Source organism: Sphingomonas sp. (assembly GCF_032114135.1).
Taxonomy (GTDB): Bacteria; Pseudomonadota; Alphaproteobacteria; order Sphingomonadales; family Sphingomonadaceae; genus Sphingomonas.
Genome location: NZ_DAMCTA010000001.1, coordinates 854948 through 872999 on the forward strand (window position 1 = coordinate 854948; position 18052 = coordinate 872999).

The following is an 18052-nucleotide window of genomic DNA, read 5'->3' on the forward strand; positions in this document are numbered from 1 at the left end:
GTTGGGGGTGGGGCCGTGTCTAACAGAGACCGACAAACGTTCTGGAATCTGTCCCCCTCCCAGGAGGAGCGGCTAAGAAGCGGGATCACCCCGCGTCCAGCTCGCTCTCCAGCTTGAGCGCACGGCCGCCATCTTCCTGCTCGACGAAATAGGCCGGGTTGTCCTTGGTCCCGTTACGGACGATCTTCTCGCCCTTGATCGTGCGCTGTACGCGGCGATCGAAACGCTCGGCCACCTTGCCCTCGGCATGGCTGCTGCCCCAGTTCCAGCGCACCGCGGCGCCTTTCGCGAAATGCTTGCTCATGAGGGCAGAACCGGCGGGCCCCATGGCTGTTCCGTGACGTGGGCATGACGTTCGCTTGCCGGGCCGCGCGCGCACGACTATGCGCAGCGCGAACATGCAACCCTCCGATCTTCGCGTTGCCCTCTTCAGCGGCAATTACAACTATGTTCGCGATGGCGCGAACCAGGCGCTCAACAAGCTCGTCGGCTATCTGCTCGACCAGGGCGTGACGGTTCGTATCTACTCGCCGACCACCGACACGCCCGCCTTCGCGCCCACCGGCGATCTGGTAAGCGTACCGGCCTGGCCAGTGCCGGGCGGCCGCGCCGAATACAAGTTCGCCACCGGCCTGCCCGAGAGCATCCGCGCCGATCTGGAGGCCTTCGCCCCCAACATGGTGCACGTCTCCGCGCCCGAATTCCTCTGCCACGGCGCGGTTCGTTGGGCACGCAAGCACGATATCGCGACGCTTGCCTCGCTGCACACGCGGTTCGAGACCTACCCGGCCTATTATCATCTCGGCTTCGTCGCGCCGGTGATCATCAAGCTGCTGACCCGGTTCTACAATCGTGTCGACCAGGTGGTGACACCGGGGGATTCCACCGCCGAGCTGATCCGCAGCTGGGGCGTGACCACGCCGATCCGCATCTGGTCGCGCGGGGTAGACCATGCGCGATTCAATCCGGCACGTCGCGATCTCGCCTGGCGCCGATCGCTTGGCATCGGCGACCACGAGTTCGCCGTCGGGTTTCTCGGCCGGCTGGTGCTGGAGAAGGGCCTCGATATCTTCGCGCAGGTCTGCAACCGGCTGACCGAGCGCGGCGTGCCGCACAAGGTGCTGGTGATCGGCGAGGGCCCGGCGCGGCAATGGTTTGCGGAACAGGTGCCGGGCGCGGTGTTTACAGGCTTCCAGCGCGGCGATGATCTCGCGCGCGCGGTCGCGTCGATGGACGTGCTGTTCAACCCCTCGGTCACCGAGACCTTCGGCAACGTCACCTCGGAGGCGATGGCCTGCGGCGTACCGATCGTCGCCGCGCGCGCCACCGGCGCGATCGACCTGGTCGAGGAAGGCGTCAACGGCTTCCTGGTGCCGCCGCGCGACGTCGATGCCTATGCCGGCGCGATCGCCCGGCTCATCGAGAATCCCGCGCTCGCTGCCTCGGCCGGCGCGGCCGGGCACGAAAAGGCGCAGGCCTATGTCTGGGACCGGGTGAACCACGCGGTGCTGGAAAGCTATTTCGAGATACTCGCCCGCCGCAGGCGCTGAGCTACGCTACGGTCTCCCGCGCAGCGAGCACGAAGCGCAGGCGCGTGCCCCCTTCGGCCGGCGCTTGCAGGTCCAACGCGGTCTCATGTGCTTCCAGGATGCGTCGTGAGACGGTGAGGCCGATCCCCTGCCCGCCGCTGGTCGACTGGCCCTGCTCGGGAATGGCGCCGCCGGGGAAGCCTGGACCGTTGTCGGTAACCGCGATCTCCACCCCGTCCTCGACGGTGCGTGCCGATAGCAGGATGCGCGCACCTTCGGTGGCGCGCAGCGCCTCCGCCGCGTTGCGCAACAGGTTGGCGAGCACTTGGCCGATCTGCACGCGATCGGCGAGCAGCGCGCCCAGCCCCGCCTCGATCTCCACGACAATCTGCGGCGGCGGGCCGCTCCACGCGGCCTCGAACAGCTCGCGCGCTTCGTCGAACAGCGTGCCTACGGGCACGAACTCGGCATCCACTTCCCCACGCTCGACCAGCGCGCGCGTGCGCGCGACGATCTGAGACGAGCGCGTGATCTGCGCGCGGGCGCGGGCCAACTGCCGTAAGACGTCCGGCCCGCCGGTGCCGCGCAGCGCCATCTCCACCGTCGCGATGTAATTCGACGCAGCCGAGAGGGGCTGCACCATCTCGTGCGCGAGCATGGCCGCGGTGGCAGCCTCTTCCGCCGCCGCACTGCGCGAGATACTGCCGAACAATGCCCGCTGCGCCTTGTCGAGCGCGTCGCGCGCCTTCATCGCCGCCAGCATCTCCGCCTCGACCAGCAGGCGGTTCTTCGCCACCGCGACATAGCTGCAGATGGTGCGAAGGAAGCGCAACTCCACCTCGGTGAACGGCACGCCGCTGCGCCGGCCGAATCCAAGCGTACCCAGCAGCACCTCGCCGTGCAGCAGCGGCGTGCAGGCGTAGCTGTCGAGCCCTACGTCGCGGATGAAGTTCGTCATCGGGTTGTCGCTGCCCTGTACGTGCGCGACGACACGCGGTGTGCGGTCGCGCGCCACCATCCCGCAAACCGCCTGGCCAAACTGCAAGCGCGCGCCCGCGGCCTTCTGCCCCTCCGACAGCCCGCCGCTCGCCTCCAGCACCAGCAGATGATCGGGCTCGGCCCGATAGTGGAAATAGACGTCGAGCCGCAGCTCGTCACGGACCATCTCGAACAGATAGTCGATCATCGCCGTAGGGTCGGAAGCTCCCAGCATCTTGCCTGCACAATCTGCCAACAGCCCCAACAACCGCGCTTCGTCGGGCATGTTTTTATTCGCGGACCGCTTTGAAATACGTGCCTCGCTCACCGCTCTACGCTCCATCGCTCGCCGACTGCCGTGCGCATCGGCGAAGACATAACGCTTGTACGTCCGCATTTGAACCGCACCCATGAAATTTCCCCGTCATATATGCAAACGTTTCCATTGCGTTCAGTGGCGTCACGTACTTGTACCTAGCCATAGCCTTTCAATGCCTTAACTCGCCCAACCGCAGGGAGCGTGCAGAAACATTTGAGACAAATGGGGTTGCAATGAATACTCGTTTCCGGCTGGCTTTGGCGATTTCCGCAGCGGCGATTACGGTGCCCGCGCATGCGCAACAGGCGCCCTCCGCGGCCAGCACGCCCGCCGCCGATAAGGTGGAGTCGGTCGAGGCCAAGCCGCAAAAGCAGGCCTTCACTACCGGCGTCGCCAAGGGCCGCGATCTGCTCGACTCGGCGATTTCCGCGAGTTCGATCGACGAGAACGAGATTCAGAAGATCGGCACGCGCTCGATCGCCGAAGTGCTGGGCAACATGCCCGGCATCCGCGCCGAGACTGCAGGCACCGATGGCCTCACCGCAGTGACCATTCGCGGCCTGCCGATGGCGGCGGACGGCTCCAAATTCCTGCAGATCCAGGAAGACGGCCTGCCCGTTCTCGAATTCGGCGACATCCACTTCGCCTCGACCACGGCGTTCCTGCGCACCGATCTCAGCCTGTCGCAGGTTCAGGCGATCCGCGGCGGTTCGGCCTCGACCTTCGCCTCGAACTCGCCGGGCGGCCTCGTCAACTTCATTTCGAAGACCGGCGAGGAAGACGGCGGAACGCTGCAGCTCTCCTCGGGCATCGACCATGAGCTCGGCCGCGCCGACTTCAATTATGGCGGGCATCTGAGCAAGACGGTCCGCTTCAACGTCGGCGGCTTCTATCGCCAGGGCGAAGGCCCGCGCGCGACTGGCTATGACGCGTTCAAGGGCGGGCAGATCAAGCTGAACGTCACCAAGACCTTCGGCAACGGCTATATCCGCCTGTACGGCAAGTATCTGGACGATCGCGAGCCCAACTACGCGATGGTGCCGGTGCAGGTGCGCGGCACGAACGCCGATCCGTCGTACAGCACGATCCCCGGCTTCGATCCGCGCAAGGACACGCTCTATTCGCGGTACAAGGGTTCGATCCTTGCGCTCGACGGCAACAACAATGTGAAGAATGTCGATCTGCACGACGGCAACCGCAGCAAGGTCGCCTCGATCGGTCTTGAGGCGCAGTTCGACATCGCGGGTTGGACGTTCAGCGATCGCATGCGCTACGCCGCCATCTCCGGCACCTACAATGAGAGCAGCTCGCTGGCGCTGCTGCCGGCCGCAGCCCTTGCCCCCGCCATTGCGGGCCGCGGTGCCACGCTGCGCTACGCCACCGGCCCGAACGCTGGTGCCACGATCGCCAATCCGTCGACGCTCAACGGCAACGGCCTGCTGGTGTACGGCCTGGACATGCACTCGGACATCGAGAGCCTGGACAATTTCACCAACGATTTCCGCGGCAGCCGCGTGTGGAGCGTGGGCGACGGCAAGCTGACGACGACCGCGGGCTTCTATGCCTCGTCACAGGCGATGGTCCAGAATCTCCACCTGCTGACCGACGTGTTCGACGTCGCGGGCGGCGGCAACTCGGCCTATATCGACGTGCTGACCGCGGGCGGCGTGCCCGTCACGCAAGGCGGCGTGCTGAACTACGGGATCCGCGGCACCGGCGCCTATCGCCGCCGCTACGATCTCCATTATCGCGTGTTCGCGCCCTATGGCTCGGTCAACTACCAGATCGGCGCGCTCTCGGTGGGCGGCAGCCTGCGCTACGACTCGGGCAAGGTCACCGGCACGCTCTATGGGGCGGATCTCGGCGGTGGCCGCGTCGGCGTCGCCCCGGTCGACATGAACCGTGACGGTGCCATCTCGCTGCCCGAACGTACCGTGGCAGTGCTGCCGCTGTCGCAGCCGGGTCTGGCCGACTATAGCTACAACTATGCGTCCTACTCGGTGGGTGTGAACTACCGCATTGCCGAGCCGCTGTCGGTCTTCGCCCGCTACAGCCGCGGCGCGCGCGCCAGCGCCGAGCGCCTGTACTTCTCGCCGGCGGTCAATTCGGCCTCGGGCGCGCTGACCGATCCGTCAATGGCCTATGGCCCGGTCAAGCAGGCCGAAGCCGGCGTGAAGTTCCGCAAGGACGGCGTGACGCTGTTCGCCACGGGCTTCTGGGCCTCGACCACCGACAAGAACCTCCAGGTCGGTGCCGATGCGACCGGCGCGACGGTGGTGCTGCAGATCGACCGCGACTACAGCGCGAAGGGCGTCGAACTCGAAGGCCTGTTCGAGCATGGCCCGCTCAGCCTGCGGATGGGGGCGACCTACACCAAGGCCAAGATCGACGCGGACAAGGCCGACAAGACGCTGGTCGGCAACACCCCGCGCCACCAGCCGGACCTGATCTTCCAGGCGACCCCGCAGTTCGAAGTGAAGCGCTTCACCATCGGCACCAACCTGATCGGCACCACCAGCAGCTTTGCGCAGGACGGCAACCTGCTCAAGCAGCCGGGCTACACGATCGTCAGCCCGTTCGTGCAGGTCCGCCCGGTGGACGGCCTGCAGATCGGCCTCAACGTCTATAACGTGTTCGACAAGCTGGCCTTCGTCTCGGTCAACTCGGCGGCGGTCCCCGCCTCGGGCGTCGCTACTGCGCAGACGCTGACCGGCCGCACGGTCACGGCCTCGGTCCGCTTCAGCTTCTGATCCGGACGACCTACAGAAAAGGGGCGGGAACCACGTGGTTTCCGCCCCTTTTTTTTGTGGCCTATTGCCAATTGAACGTAAGCTCGCCCTCCCGGAAGGCGAAGCGATCGAGATGCCGGACAACGGCGTCCTTCAGCCCTTCGAGCTGCTCCGCCGAGGTCGCGTCGATCCGCACTTCCAGCCCGGTTTCGGCGACGTCGAAGATCGCCGCCGCATCCCCCGGATGGTTGGCGCCGCGCGCGTCCTTGGGGAAGATCACCGTGCCGTTCTCGGGGGTGAAGGTCACCTCGAGATTGTGCTGCCAGTGCTTGCAGAGCTGCTGGAGATAGCGGCTGGCATGCTCGGTCGGCACCAGCGCATGGGCGGTGAACGGGGCGATCGTCATTCTGGTCTCCTTGGCCGCGACGGGGACGAGCCCCAGACGACGGCGTAACACCTCGATCCGGGGCATCGTTGCCTACAGCCGCTCGATCTTGCGCGCGGCTTCGTCGAGGATCTCGGCGATGGCGTGCAGCCGCTCGGGGTCTACCTCCTCGTCGAAGACGCTTGCGGCGAGCACCGTCTTGAGATTGTGCATCGCGCGGCGCACCGGGCCGCCGCTGGTGCGGGCATGACGTTCGCCGAGATCCGTCAGCCGCTGGAACAGCGCGGCAACGTCGTCCGCGTTTTCCGCGAGATGCGCGGTGCCGGCCTCGGTGATCGCGAACTGCTTCTTGGCGCCTTCGCTCTTGTGCTCGGCGATCAGGTCCATGTCGTCGAGCATGGTCAGCGTCGGGTACACGACGCCGGGGCTCGGGGCATAGGCGCCGTTGGAGCGCGCCTCGATCTCGCGGATCAGGTCATAGCCGTGGCGCGGCGCTTCCTCGATCAGCTTGAGCAGGATCAGGCGAAGCTCGTCGCCGCCGAACATGCGCCGGCCGCGGCCGCCGGGCCCGCGCTCGCCCATGGCAAAGCCGCCGTCGAAGCCGCCGGGAAAGCCCCCGCCCCAGCCGCCGCGACCGCGGGGCGCGAACTGATGGCCGTGATGATGGTGATGGTGATGATGGCCGTGACGGCCGAAAGGGGAAAACATGGTGCTGTGCATCCTGTGCGAATCTTGACGCGATCAAGATATATCGTGAAAGAGATTGTGCAAGGGGAATTGGAGCAACATTCCTCCCCCAGCCTGCTGGGGGGGACCGCGCACCGCAAGGTGCGTGGTGGAGGGGCCGCGCCGCCAGGCGCGGAGGCAGTTGGGGTAAGGGCAACCGCCGCATACCGCGGCGGCCGCTGCACCGCGCTGCGCGCGGTCCCCTCCCCTGCGATGCAGGGGAGGAATGGAGGATTAATGCGTCAGCATCGCCCGCACCGTGGGCCGCACGAAGGGCAGCCCTGCCCCCAGCCGCAGCACCGCGTGGCGCATCGCACGCGCCGGCAGGCGTTCGTCGGTGAACAGCCGCACCAGCAGGTTGGTCCCCGTATAGAGCGGCTTGCACGTCGCGCGGTGGCCGTTCTCGAAGCGCCGCAGCACGGCAGGCAGCGCCGGGTCCATCCCCCGCCGCACCGCATCGCGCACCTCGGCGGCGAGCAGCGCCTGGCCACTCAGCCCCAGGTTGAAGCCGTGCGCCGTCACCGGGTGCATCCCCACCGCCGCATCGCCGATCAGCGCCGCACGGCCGGTGACCAACTGATGTGCCCAGGTGGTGACCAGCGGATAGACGTTGCGATCGCTCACCACTCCCATCCGACCCAGCCGCTGGCGGAAGCGGCGGGTGAGGTCGCGGCCGAGCGCGGCATCGTCGAACGCCGCCACGCGCCGCGCGGCCTCCTCGGGCAGGGTCAGCACCGCGCCCGCCAGGTTGCCGTTGAGCGGCAGCAGCGCGAGCGTCTGGCGATGGTCGAACCATTCGAGCGCGGTCGCGCCATGGGGCAGCTCGTGCCGCACCCGCACCACCATCATCGAGCGGCCCAGCGGGTTGATGTCGGTGTCGATCCCCAGCGCTTCGCGGGTCTTGGAGAGCCGCGAGTCGGCCACGACCAGCAGCCGTGCCCGCGCCACCTCGCCCGAGGAGAGCAGCACTTCCGCGCGCGGGCCGGTCGCGCCCGAGCGGGCATGGACAACCTCCGCCCCGGTCACCAGCCGCAGCCCGGGCTGATGCTTCACCGCATCGTACAGCGCCGCGCGAATACGGTGGTTGGGCACCAGATAGCCCAGCTGGTCGTCCGCCCCGCCCCCCGCGGTGAAGTTGAGCGCGAAGGGCGAGTCGCCGTTGAGCACCTTCGCCGCATGCATCGGCGCGATCTCGTCGGCCGGCAGCCGCTCCCAGGCGCCGAGTGCCTCGAGGATTCGCTTCGAGCCATGGGTCAGCGCGATCTCGCGCCCGTCGAAGCGCGGGCTCGCCAGCGCCTCCAGCGGCGCGCGCTCGAGCAGCACGATGCTGAGCCCGCTGTCTTCCAGCGCGCGCGCGAAGGCGAGGCCCGCCGGCCCTCCCCCGACGATGACGACGTCGCAGTCCATGCCCGATCCTCCTTGATACCGCGCGGAGGGTGCGGCGAGGCGCAAGCGGATGCCTTGCGCGGGATCAACCCGCACGAATGCCAAGGAAGGATGCAAATCGCAGCACAGCCGCCTATCTTGGCCGCAATGGCCGACCTTTTTGCGACCCACGAACAACCCGCCGCCGACTCCACCCCCGCCGGCGGCCCGCTCGCCGATCGGCTGCGCCCGCAGAAGCTCGACGAAGTAGTCGGGCAGGAGCATCTCACCGGGCCGCAGGGCGCGATCGGGCGGATGGTCGCCGCGGGCAAGCTCAGCTCGATCATCTTCTGGGGGCCGCCCGGCACCGGCAAGACCACCATGTCGCGGCTGCTCGCCGATGCGGTGGGCTTGCGCTTCGTCGCGATCTCGGCGGTGTTCTCGGGCGTCGCCGACCTCAAGAAGGTGTTCGCCGAGGCGCGCGACCATGCCCGGATCGGCAAGCGCACCTTGCTGTTCGTGGACGAGATCCACCGCTTCAACCGCGCCCAGCAGGACGGCTTCCTCCCTTATGTGGAGGACGGCACCGTAACGTTGGTCGGGGCGACCACCGAGAACCCCTCCTTCGAACTCAACGCCGCGTTGCTCAGCCGCGCGCAGGTGCTGATCCTGCACCGGCTCGACCATGAAGCGCTGTGCCAGCTGCTCGATCGTGCCGAGGCGCTGGGGGAACGCCCCCTGCCCCTCACCCCCGAGGCGCGCGACGCGCTGGTGGCGAGTGCGGACGGCGACGGGCGCTTCCTGCTCAACCAGGCCGAGACCTTGTTCTCGGTGCAGTTCGAGGCGCCGCTCGATCCCGCCGGGCTCTCCGCCTTCCTGCAGCGCCGGGTCGCCGTCTACGACAAGGACCGCGAGGGGCATTACAACCTGATCTCGGCGCTGCATAAATCGGTGCGCGGCTCCGATCCGCAGGCGGCGCTCTATTATCTCGCGCGCATGCTCACCGCCGGCGAGGAGCCGCTATACCTGCTCCGCCGCCTTGTCCGCATGGCGGTGGAGGATATCGGCATGGCCGATCCCAACGCGCTCGTGCAGTGCATGGCGGCCAAGGACACCTATGACTTTCTCGGCTCGCCCGAGGGCGAACTGGCGATCGTCCAGGCATGTCTCTACCTGGCGACAGCACCCAAATCCAACGCCGCCTACAAGGCGCAGAAGGCGGCGTGGAAGGTGGCGAAGGAAACCGGCTCGCTGATGCCGCCGCAGAACATCCTCAACGCGCCTACCAAGCTGATGAAGCAGATCGGCTATGGCACCGGCTATACCTACGACCATGATGCCGAGGGTGGCTTCTCCGGCGACAATTACTGGCCGGCAGAGATGGAACCGCAGACCTTCTACACCCCCACCGATCGCGGCCACGAGAAGCGCGTGGCCGAGCGGCTCGCCTGGTGGGCGGCGATGCGGGAAGAGCGGCGCGATGGATGATTGGGAGGATGCATGCGCCTTCGCGCTGACGCTGCCTGAAGTTGAAATCGGCAGTTGGTGGAACACGCCCTGCCCCAAGATCAATGGCAAGGGGCTGATCTCGCCCAGCCGGGAGCCCGGCACCTTCGGGCTGATGATCCGCCAGGACGAGAAGCCGTTGCTGCTCGAGACCGATCCCGAGACCTTCTGGCAGACCGATCATTATCGCAACTATCCGATGCTGCTGGTCCGCTACCGCACCCCGGCGCGCGAACGCATCCAACTCTATATTCAGCGCGCTTGGTGGGACCGGGCGAAGAAGGCCCAGCGCCTTGCCGCCGGGCTGGGAACGCGCCCCTGAGCTTCACCGATTTCATCGCGATCGACTGGTCGGGCCAGGCGGTCGAGCGGCCCAAGGGGCTTGCCGTCGCGCATGCCCGTGCAGGCGACGCTGCGCCGGTGCTGATCGACCGCCGCTGGTCGCGCGCCGATATCCTCGCGTTTCTGGAAGAGCTTGCCGATAGCGGCACGCGCGCGCTGGTCGGGCTCGATCTCTCCCCCGCCTTCCCCTTTGCAGATGCCGGGGCCTATTTCCCCGGCTGGGACGAAAGCCCCGCCGACGCCCCGGCGCTATGGGCGCTGGTCGATCGCCTGTCTGCAGCCGATCCGCACCTCTCTGCGACCAGCTTCGTCCAGCATGCAGAGGCACGGCGGCATTTCCGCCAGATGGGCGATTGTGGCGATCTCTTCCCCGGCGGGCGCGGGCGGTTCCGGGTGTGTGAGGTGGGACAGGAAGCGATGGCGCTGTCGCCCTACAGCTGCTTCAACCTGGTCGGGGCGAGCCAGGTCGGCAAATCGAGCCTGACCGGCATGCGCGTCCTCCACCGCCTGCGCGGCCGGGTCGGGCTGTGGCCGTTCGATCCCCTGCCCGAGGCCGGCCCGGTACTGGTGGAAATCTATACCTCGCTCGCCGCGCGAGTCGCGGGGATGCGCAAGGGCATCTCGAAGATCCGCGATGCGGAGACGCTCGACACGATGCTCGCCGCCTTCGGCTCCGCGCCCCATGCACCGCTGCCACGCTATGACGACCATGCCACCGACGCGATCCTCAGCGCCGCCTGGCTGCGGGTGGCTGCCGGTCAGACGGGGCTGTGGACTCCGGCTGGCCTCACACCCGATCTAGCCCGTACGGAGGGCTGGACGTTCGGCGTGCTCTGAGGAATAGGACTTTTCTAGAACCTTAGCCCCGGAGGCGAATACCTCATGCGTCGATTGCTCGAAGTCTGCGTGGAAGATGTCGCCGGGATCGATGCCGCGGTAACCGGCGGCGCCGACCGAATCGAGCTGTGCGCCGCGCTTGCGGTGGGTGGTCTTACCCCGCCCGAATCGCTGATCGCCGCGGCCGCAACGGCGCCGATCCCGGTGCACCTGCTCGCCCGCCCCCGGGACGGCAACTTCGTCTACACCGCCGCCGAAGCCGCGCTGGTCGCCGCCGACATCCGCACCGCCGCCGAGGCGGGACTGGCAGGCGTGGTGATCGGCGCCAGCCGCACCGACCGCCAGCTCGATGCGGAGATGCTTGCGGCCTGGGTATCGGTCGCCCGGAATGCCGGGCGCAGGCTGTCGCTGACGCTCCACCGCGCCTTCGATCTTTGCCCCGATCCGCTGGCCGCACTGGAGACCGCGATCACACTCGGCTTCGATCGGATCCTCACCTCGGGCTGCACGCCCAAGGCGATCGACGGGCGCGAGACGCTCGCCGCGCTGGTACAGGCGGCGGGCGACCGCATCACCATCTTGGCCGGCAGCGGCGTCGACGCGACGACCCTCCCGCCGCTCCTCGATACCGGCGTGCGCGAGGTCCATGCCTCGTGCCGCAGCCCGCAAGGCAGCGCAGACACGCGCGAAATCGCGTTCGGCTTCCAGGCCGGCCCGCGCCTCGCCACCGACCCCGCGAGAGTTTCTGCCCTGCGTAATTTGCTGGACACGCGAAGCTAGCGCTTGAACAATACCAATATGTAACTTATCCCTGGTTCCATCATAGCCAGTGGAGGCAATGGGGGACCATGATCGCTGAAATCGAAAAGCCCGCAGGTGGTCAGACGCTGATGGCGTCCGAGGCTGCCGAAGCCGGCGCCGCGGTCCGCCGCCTGCTCGACGCCAATGGCCCGGCGCTCGCCGCACTGGCCCGCGAGCTGCGCGCCGACCCTCCTGCCTTGGTCGTCACCTGCGCCCGCGGCTCGTCCGACCACTCCGCCACCTACGGCAAATATCTGATCGAGACGATGCTCGGCGTGCCGGTCGCCTCGGCCGCACCCTCGGTCGCGTCGGTGTTCGAGGCGCCTGTCTCCACCGCCCGCGCGCTGTGCATCGCCGTGTCGCAGAGCGGGCGCAGCCCGGACCTGCTCGCCACCGTCAAGGCGTACCAGCAGGCCGGCGCCCGCGTCGTCGCCTTCGTCAACGACGAGGAATCGCCGCTCGCCGAAATGGCCGATACCACGATCGGCCTCAAGGCCGGTCCGGAGCGCTCGGTCGCCGCGACCAAGTCCTACATCACCGCGCTGGCCGCCTTCGCCGCGCTGGTCGCCGAATGGGCGCAGGACGAAGCGCTCGCCACCGCGCTCACCGGCTTGCCCGAGCAGCTGGAAAAGGCGCGCGATTTCGACTGGTCACCGGTCGTGGACACGCTGCGCAACGCGACCAACCTGTTCGTGATCGGCCGTGGCTACAGCTTCGCCGTCGCACAGGAAGCCGCGCTCAAGTTCAAGGAAACCTGCAGCCTGCACGCCGAGGCGTTCAGCGCCGCCGAAGTGCGCCACGGCCCGATGGCGATCGTCGGCGAGGGCTTCCCGGTGCTCGCCTTCGCCACCTCGGACACCGCCGGTGACAGCGTCCGCGAGGCCTCGGCCGAGTTTGCCGAGCGCGGCGCCCGCCTGTGCCTGGCCGATGCCAAGGCAGGCGATGCCTCGCCGCTGCCGGTGCTCGCCGCCCACCCCGCGGTGGAGCCGATCCTGATGGTCCAGAGCTTCTATCCGATGGTCAACGCGCTCTCGCTGGCGCGCGGCAACAACCCCGATGCCCCGCTGTATCTCCGCAAGGTGACCGAGACTCGATGAGCAGTTTTCGCTTCGTCAACGGCCAGATCGTCACCGCTGCCGGCACGCTTCGGCAAGCGGTGATCCAGGTCGACCAGGGCCGCATCGTCTCGATCGCCAGCGAAGGTAGCGGCACCGACACGATCGACCTCGACGGCGGCTGGATCGTACCCGGGTTCATCGACGTCCAGGTCAATGGCGGCGGCGGTGTGCTGTTCAATGACGCCGCCACCGTGGAAGGCATTGCCGCGATCGGCGCGGCGCATGCCAAGTTCGGCACCACCGGCTTCCTGCCGACGCTGATCAGCGACGTGCCCGAGGTGATCGCGCGGGCGCTCGACGCCACCGATGCCGCGATCGAGGCGGGTGTCCCCGGCGTCGTCGGCGTGCACATCGAAGGCCCGATCCTCAACGAGGCGCGCAAGGGCATCCATGACGCGGACAAGTTCCGCGGGCTCGACGCCGGCATGGTCGAACTGCTGAGCCGCCCGCGCCGCGGCAAGGTGCTGGTGACGCTGGCGCCCGAGATGGTCGACCTCGCCGATGTCCGCCGTCTGGCCGACGCCGGGGTGCTGCTCGCGATCGGCCATAGCGACGCGACCTACGAGACCGCGGTCGCCGCTTTCGACGCGGGCATGACCGGGGTGACGCACCTCTACAACGCGATGTCGCCGCTGCGGCACCGCGCGCCCGGCGTGGTCGGTGCGGCGCTGGAAAACCAGACCGCCTATTGCGGGATCATCCCGGACGGCTTCCACGTCCATGACGCGGCGCTGCGCATCGCGCTGGCGGCCCGACCGCACGACCGCTTCCTGCTGGTCACGGATGCCATGCCCAACGTAGGATCGGACATGACCTCGTTCGATCTGCACGGCCAGCACATCCGCGTCGAAGGCGGACGGCTGCTCGGCGTCGACGGCACGCTGGCGGGCTCGGCGCTCGATATGACCGGCGCGTTCCGCCACATGGTCACCCGCGTCGGCACCTCGCCCGCGGATGCCGCGATGATGGCCGCCGCCAGCCCTGCCGCCTTCCTCGGCCTGTCGCATGAACGCGGCACGCTCGCCCCCGGGCTGCGCGCCGACTGGGTACAAATGACCCGCGACTTCCAGCCCGCCGGGTGCTGGATCGGCGCAACCCGCTTCCCCTGATCGCACGGAGACCCGCCCTGAGCACGATCGCGCCGCCCTCTTCCCATGACGACGCCTCGGCCGGGGCCCTCACCATCGGCGCGCCGATGGCCGGCTGGTTGATGCCGCTGGACGAGGTTTCCGATCCCGTCTTCGCGCAGCGGATGCTGGGCGACGGCGTGGCGATCGATCCGACCGAGGGCTGCCTCTACGCCCCCTGCGACGGCGAAGTGACGGTCCTGCAGCCGACCGGCCATGCGATCACGCTGCGCGCCGGCGACGGTGTCGAGCTGCTGATGCATATCGGCATCGACACGGTGCAGCTGGCCGGCGCTGGCTTCGATCCCCAGGTCAAGGTGGGCGATCAAGTACGCGCGGGCGACGTGCTGATCCGCTTCGATCTCGATTCGGTGGTGTGCGGCGCACCCTCGGTGGTGACGCCGGTGCTGCTGATCAGCCAGGACGGCCTGACGCTGACGGCCAAGCGCGGCAGCGGCCTCGTCGCGCCGGGCGAACCGATCTTCACCATCGCGCGTGCGGGCGCGGTTGCCGAAGCCCCTACCGAGATCGTCGGCGAGACCGCCACGCGGACCGTGGTCGTGCCGCTCGCGCACGGCATCCACGCGCGTCCGGCCGCCAAGCTCCGCGAAGTGCTGGTCCCCTTCGCCGCCAAGGTGACGATAACCAAGGGCGAGCAGAGCGCCGATGCCCGCAGCCCGGTGCGCCTGATGACGCTGGGCATCAAGCTGGGCGACACGATCCGCATCACCGCCCAAGGCGGCCGGGCCGACGAAGCCGCGGCCACGCTCGCCGCGCTGATCGAGAGCGGCATGGGCGAGAAGGCCGATCCCGCGTCGGCGCCGGCCCCGGCTCCTGCCCCTGTTGCCGCGCCGGTGTCGGACGAGCCCAACCTGCTTAGCGGCGTGACCGCCGCACCGGGTCTTGCGATCGGCACCGCCCGCTTCTTCCGCCTCCCCGAACTGACGATCGATCCGATCGGCAAGGGCGCGAGCCTGGAGCGCGCACGGCTGGAGGACGGCATCGCCAAGGTGATGCGCGCGATCGAGGCGGATCTGAGCCACGCCGCCGGGCCGATGCGGTCGATCCTCTCCGCGCATCGGTCGATGCTAGACGATCCCGAGCTGCTTGACGCCGCGCGCAACGCGATGCTCGACGGTGCCAGCGCCAGCCAGGCCTGGCGCCAGGCGATCCGCCCGCAGGCGGAGCTGTTGCGCCAAAGCGGCGACGCGCATCTTGCCGAGCGGGCCGACGACATGGTCGATCTGGAGCGTCGCGTTGTCTCAGTGATCGAGGGTGTGCAGGACGCGCCTTTGGTCTTTCCCGAAGGTACGATCCTGCTCGCCGACGACCTGCTGCCCTCGCAGGTGACCGGGATCGATCCGGCGCAGGTCTGCGGTTTCGCCACCGTGCGCGGCGGCCCGACCTCGCACGTTGCCATCCTCGCCGCGAGCCTCGGCATCCCCGCGCTGGTTGCGATGGGATCGCCGCTCCGCACCATCGAGGAAGGCGAGACGCTGATCCTCGATGCCGGCGCAGGCACGCTCCGCGTCGCGCCGAACGCGGCGCAACGCGCCGAGGCGCAGGCGCGTGTCGATGCCCGCACGGCCGCGCTCGCCGCTGCCCGCGCGGCGGCGGGGGCCGAAGCCAGGCTCGCCGACGGCACCCGCATCGAAGTGTTCGCCAATCTCGGCTCGGTGGGCGATGCCGAGCGCGCCGTCGCGGCGGGCGCCGAGGGCAGCGGGCTGCTGCGCACCGAATTCCTGTTCCTCGATCGCGAGACGCCCCCCAGCGTTGCCGAGCAGACCGCCGAGTACCAGGCGATCGCCGATGCCCTCCAAGGGCGCCCGCTGATCATCCGCCTGCTCGACATCGGCGGGGACAAGCCCGCCCCTTATCTGCCGATCGCGGCAGAGGAGAATCCGGCACTCGGCCTGCGCGGCATCCGCGTCGGTCTCGCCCACCCGCAGGTGCTGGAGGACCAGCTCCGCGCGATCCTCGGCGTCCGCCCGATCGGAATTGCCAAGATCATGCTGCCGATGATCGCCAGCGTCGGCGAGTTGCGCGCCGTCCGCGCCGTGCTCGATCGCCTGCGCGGCGAGCTCGGCATCGGCGAGACGGTCGCGCTCGGCATCATGGTCGAGACGCCCGCCGCCGCCGCGACGGCCGACCTGCTGGCCGCCGAAGCCGACTTCCTGTCGATCGGGACCAACGACCTCACGCAATACACCCTGGCCATGGACCGCGGGAATCCGGCGGTCGCCAGCGGCATCGACGGGCTCCACCCGGCGGTGCTGCGCCTGATTGCCGATACCTGCCGGGGCGCTACCGCCCAGGGCCGCTGGGTCGGCGTGTGCGGCGGCCTTGCCTCCGATGCGCTGGCTGTACCGATCCTGGTCGGCCTGGGCGTGACCGAGCTTTCCGCCACCGTGTCGGTGGTGCCGGAAGTGAAGGCGCTGCTTTCCACCCTCACGCTCGAGCGCGCCCGCGCCCATGCCGCCGCGGCGCTGGCCTGCGCCACCGCCGCCGATGTCCGCCGCCTTGCCCGGGAATTCACCGCATGAAGCAGATCCTCGAAACGCTCCAGCCGCTCGGCCGAGCGCTGATGCTGCCGATCGCGGTGCTGCCGGTGGCGGGCCTGTTGCTGCGGCTGGGCCAGCCCGACCTGCTTAACATCGCCTTCGTCAGCGCGGCGGGCGATGCGCTGTTCTCGCATCTCGGCCTGCTCTTCGCGATCGGCGTGGCGACCGGCTATGCCAGAGACGGCAACGGCGCCGCCGCGCTTGCCGGCATCGTCTGCTTCCTGGTCTCGACCGAGGCGGGCAAGAGCCTGCTCGCGGTGCCCGACACAATCGGCGCGGGCCTCGACAAGGACCAGGCGGCGCTTGCGGTGGCGGCATGGAAGGCCAAGGCGGTCGCCCGGCTCGACGTGCCGATCGGCATCGCCTCGGGGCTGATCGGCGGCGTCTTCTACAACCGCTTCTCGGCGATCAAGCTGCCCTCCTATCTCGCCTTTTTTGGCGGGCGCCGCTTCGTGCCGATCGTCAGCGGACTGGCGGGCCTGTTCATCGCTGTGATCGTCGGCGTCGGCTTTCCGCACATCAGCGCGGGTGTCGATGGGCTCAGCCATGGCATCGCGGGTGCGGGCAGCTTCGGGCTGTTCGCCTTCGGCCTGCTCAACCGCGTGCTGCTGGTGACGGGTCTGCACCACATCCTCAACAACGTGTTCTGGTTCGTTCAGGGCGACTATAACGGCGCGACGGGCGACCTGCGCCGCTTCTTCGCCGGCGATCCGAGCGCGGGCGCGTTCATGGCGGGCTTCTTCCCCGTCATGATGTTCGGCCTGCCCGCCGCCTGCCTCGCCATGTACCGCGCCGCGCTCCCCGAGCGCCGCAAGGCGGTGGGCGGCCTGCTGTTCAGCCTCGCGCTCACCTCGCTGCTCACCGGCGTGACCGAGCCGATCGAATACAGCTTCATGTTCCTCGCGCCAGCGCTCTACGTCGTCCACGCAGTACTGACCGGCGTGGCGATGGTGGTGATGGACCTGCTGGGCGTGAAGCTCGGCTTCGGCTTCTCCGCCGGCCTGTTCGATTACGTCCTGAACTTCGGCAAGGCGACCAGGCCGCTGCTGCTGGTGCCCGTGGGCCTCGTCTATTTCGCGCTCTATTACGGCATCTTCAGCTGGGCGATCCGCCGCTTCGACCTCAAGACCCCGGGCCGCGAAGCCGAGGCGCCCGTCGCTGCGGAAGCCGCTGGCGGCACCACGCCTTCCAGCCGCGGCGAGGCCTTCGCCCGTGCGCTCGGCGGCTCGGCCAATCTGGTCGAAATCGGCGCCTGCACCACCCGCCTGCGCCTGATCGTCGCCGACCAGTCCGTGGTCGACGATGCCGCACTCAAGGCGCTCGGCGCCCACGGCATCCTGCGTCCCTCGGAACGTGCGCTGCAGGTGGTGCTGGGCCCGATCGCCGATGTCGTGGCGGTCGAGATCCGCGACGCGACTGCGCGCGGCGGCGTGGCGGCCCCCGCTGCATCAGCCCCAGCCCCGGTCAGCACGCCAGCAGTGGCGCTCCAGCAAGCCGCGCTGGCGGCGCTGGGCGGCGCGGCGAACGTGCGTGCGGTGAGCGCGCACGACAACCGCCTGCGCGTCGAACTCGGCGACCCGGCAGGGGTGGATGGCGACGCGCTGCTGGCGCTCGGCCTGCGCGGGCTCGCCCGCCCCTCGGCCACGGTGCTCCACCTGCTGGGGGACGACGCTGTCCTCGCCAAGCTGCGCGGTTGAATCCAAGCGCGGCTGCTGGCGTGCGGCTGCGC

General features: G+C 68.7%; 15 protein-coding genes. 10 read left to right on the forward strand and 5 right to left on the reverse strand.

What is annotated here, in order from left to right; translation table 11 throughout:
* Positions 1–85 precede the first annotated feature (85 nt).
* Positions 86–304, reverse strand: a complete 219-nt coding sequence (locus tag RT655_RS04095; RefSeq protein WP_313535119.1) for a DUF2945 domain-containing protein — start codon at positions 302–304, stop codon at positions 86–88.
* 94 nt (positions 305–398) lie between these two features.
* On the opposite strand from RT655_RS04095, the gene RT655_RS04100 reads away from it, so the two are divergent.
* Positions 399–1550 (forward strand): glycosyltransferase family 1 protein, encoded by a 1152-nt coding sequence (locus RT655_RS04100; protein ID WP_313535120.1) that lies wholly within the window; start codon positions 399–401, stop codon positions 1548–1550.
* A gap of 1 nt (position 1551) precedes the next feature.
* Here RT655_RS04100 and RT655_RS04105 read toward each other — a convergent pair whose 3' ends face one another.
* Positions 1552–2715 carry an ATP-binding protein gene (locus tag RT655_RS04105; protein ID WP_313535121.1) on the reverse strand — a complete coding sequence of 388 codons (1164 nt, stop codon included), beginning with the start codon at positions 2713–2715 and terminating at the stop codon, positions 1552–1554.
* Between the two features lie 344 nt (positions 2716–3059).
* On the opposite strand from RT655_RS04105, the gene RT655_RS04110 reads away from it, so the two are divergent.
* Positions 3060–5576 carry a TonB-dependent receptor domain-containing protein gene (locus RT655_RS04110; RefSeq protein WP_313535123.1) on the forward strand — a complete coding sequence of 839 codons (2517 nt, stop codon included), beginning with the start codon at positions 3060–3062 and terminating at the stop codon, positions 5574–5576.
* A 61-nt stretch (positions 5577–5637) separates the two neighbouring features.
* Here RT655_RS04110 and RT655_RS04115 read toward each other — a convergent pair whose 3' ends face one another.
* The 3 genes from RT655_RS04115 to ubiM form a co-directional block, all read right to left on the reverse strand.
* Entirely contained in the window at positions 5638–5961 is a 324-nt protein-coding gene (locus RT655_RS04115; protein ID WP_313535124.1) for a DUF2218 domain-containing protein, read from the reverse strand.
* A gap of 72 nt (positions 5962–6033) precedes the next feature.
* Entirely contained in the window at positions 6034–6648 is a 615-nt protein-coding gene (locus RT655_RS04120; RefSeq protein ID WP_313535125.1) for a PadR family transcriptional regulator, read from the reverse strand.
* Positions 6649–6900: 252 nt separating this feature from the next.
* The gene (ubiM, locus tag RT655_RS04125; RefSeq protein WP_313535126.1) at positions 6901–8073 is read right to left on the reverse strand and encodes a 5-demethoxyubiquinol-8 5-hydroxylase UbiM; all 1173 of its coding nucleotides are present in this window, start codon (positions 8071–8073) and stop codon (positions 6901–6903) included.
* Between the two features lie 126 nt (positions 8074–8199).
* On the opposite strand from ubiM, the gene RT655_RS04130 reads away from it, so the two are divergent.
* The 8 genes from RT655_RS04130 (at position 8200) to nagE (ending at position 18020) form a co-directional block, all read left to right on the forward strand.
* Complete coding sequence (locus RT655_RS04130; protein WP_313535127.1) at positions 8200–9519, forward strand: replication-associated recombination protein A; 1320 nt, start codon at positions 8200–8202, stop codon at positions 9517–9519.
* Complete coding sequence (locus RT655_RS04135) at positions 9512–9859, forward strand: hypothetical protein (protein ID WP_313535128.1); 348 nt, start codon at positions 9512–9514, stop codon at positions 9857–9859. The genes RT655_RS04130 and RT655_RS04135 overlap by 8 nt, the downstream gene beginning before the upstream one ends.
* On the forward strand, positions 9802–10716 hold the full coding sequence (locus tag RT655_RS04140; RefSeq protein ID WP_313535130.1) for a hypothetical protein: 915 nt from the start codon (positions 9802–9804) through the stop codon (positions 10714–10716). Before RT655_RS04135 ends, RT655_RS04140 begins: the two co-directional genes overlap by 58 nt.
* Before the next feature lie 45 nt (positions 10717–10761).
* Complete coding sequence (locus tag RT655_RS04145) at positions 10762–11496, forward strand: copper homeostasis protein CutC (RefSeq protein WP_313535131.1); 735 nt, start codon at positions 10762–10764, stop codon at positions 11494–11496.
* Between the two features lie 68 nt (positions 11497–11564).
* Complete coding sequence (locus RT655_RS04150) at positions 11565–12614, forward strand: SIS domain-containing protein (protein WP_313535132.1); 1050 nt, start codon at positions 11565–11567, stop codon at positions 12612–12614.
* Positions 12611–13744 carry an N-acetylglucosamine-6-phosphate deacetylase gene (nagA, locus tag RT655_RS04155; RefSeq protein WP_313535133.1) on the forward strand — a complete coding sequence of 378 codons (1134 nt, stop codon included), beginning with the start codon at positions 12611–12613 and terminating at the stop codon, positions 13742–13744. The genes RT655_RS04150 and nagA overlap by 4 nt, the downstream gene beginning before the upstream one ends.
* 74 nt (positions 13745–13818) lie before the next feature.
* Positions 13819–16305, forward strand: coding sequence for a phosphoenolpyruvate--protein phosphotransferase (gene ptsP, locus RT655_RS04160; protein WP_313536897.1), 2487 nt, complete (start codon positions 13819–13821; stop codon positions 16303–16305).
* Positions 16302–18020: an N-acetylglucosamine-specific PTS transporter subunit IIBC gene (gene nagE / locus RT655_RS04165; RefSeq protein ID WP_313535134.1), complete on the forward strand. Its 1719-nt coding sequence runs from the start codon at positions 16302–16304 to the stop codon at positions 18018–18020. The genes ptsP and nagE overlap by 4 nt, the downstream gene beginning before the upstream one ends.
* Positions 18021–18052: the final 32 nt, after the last annotated feature.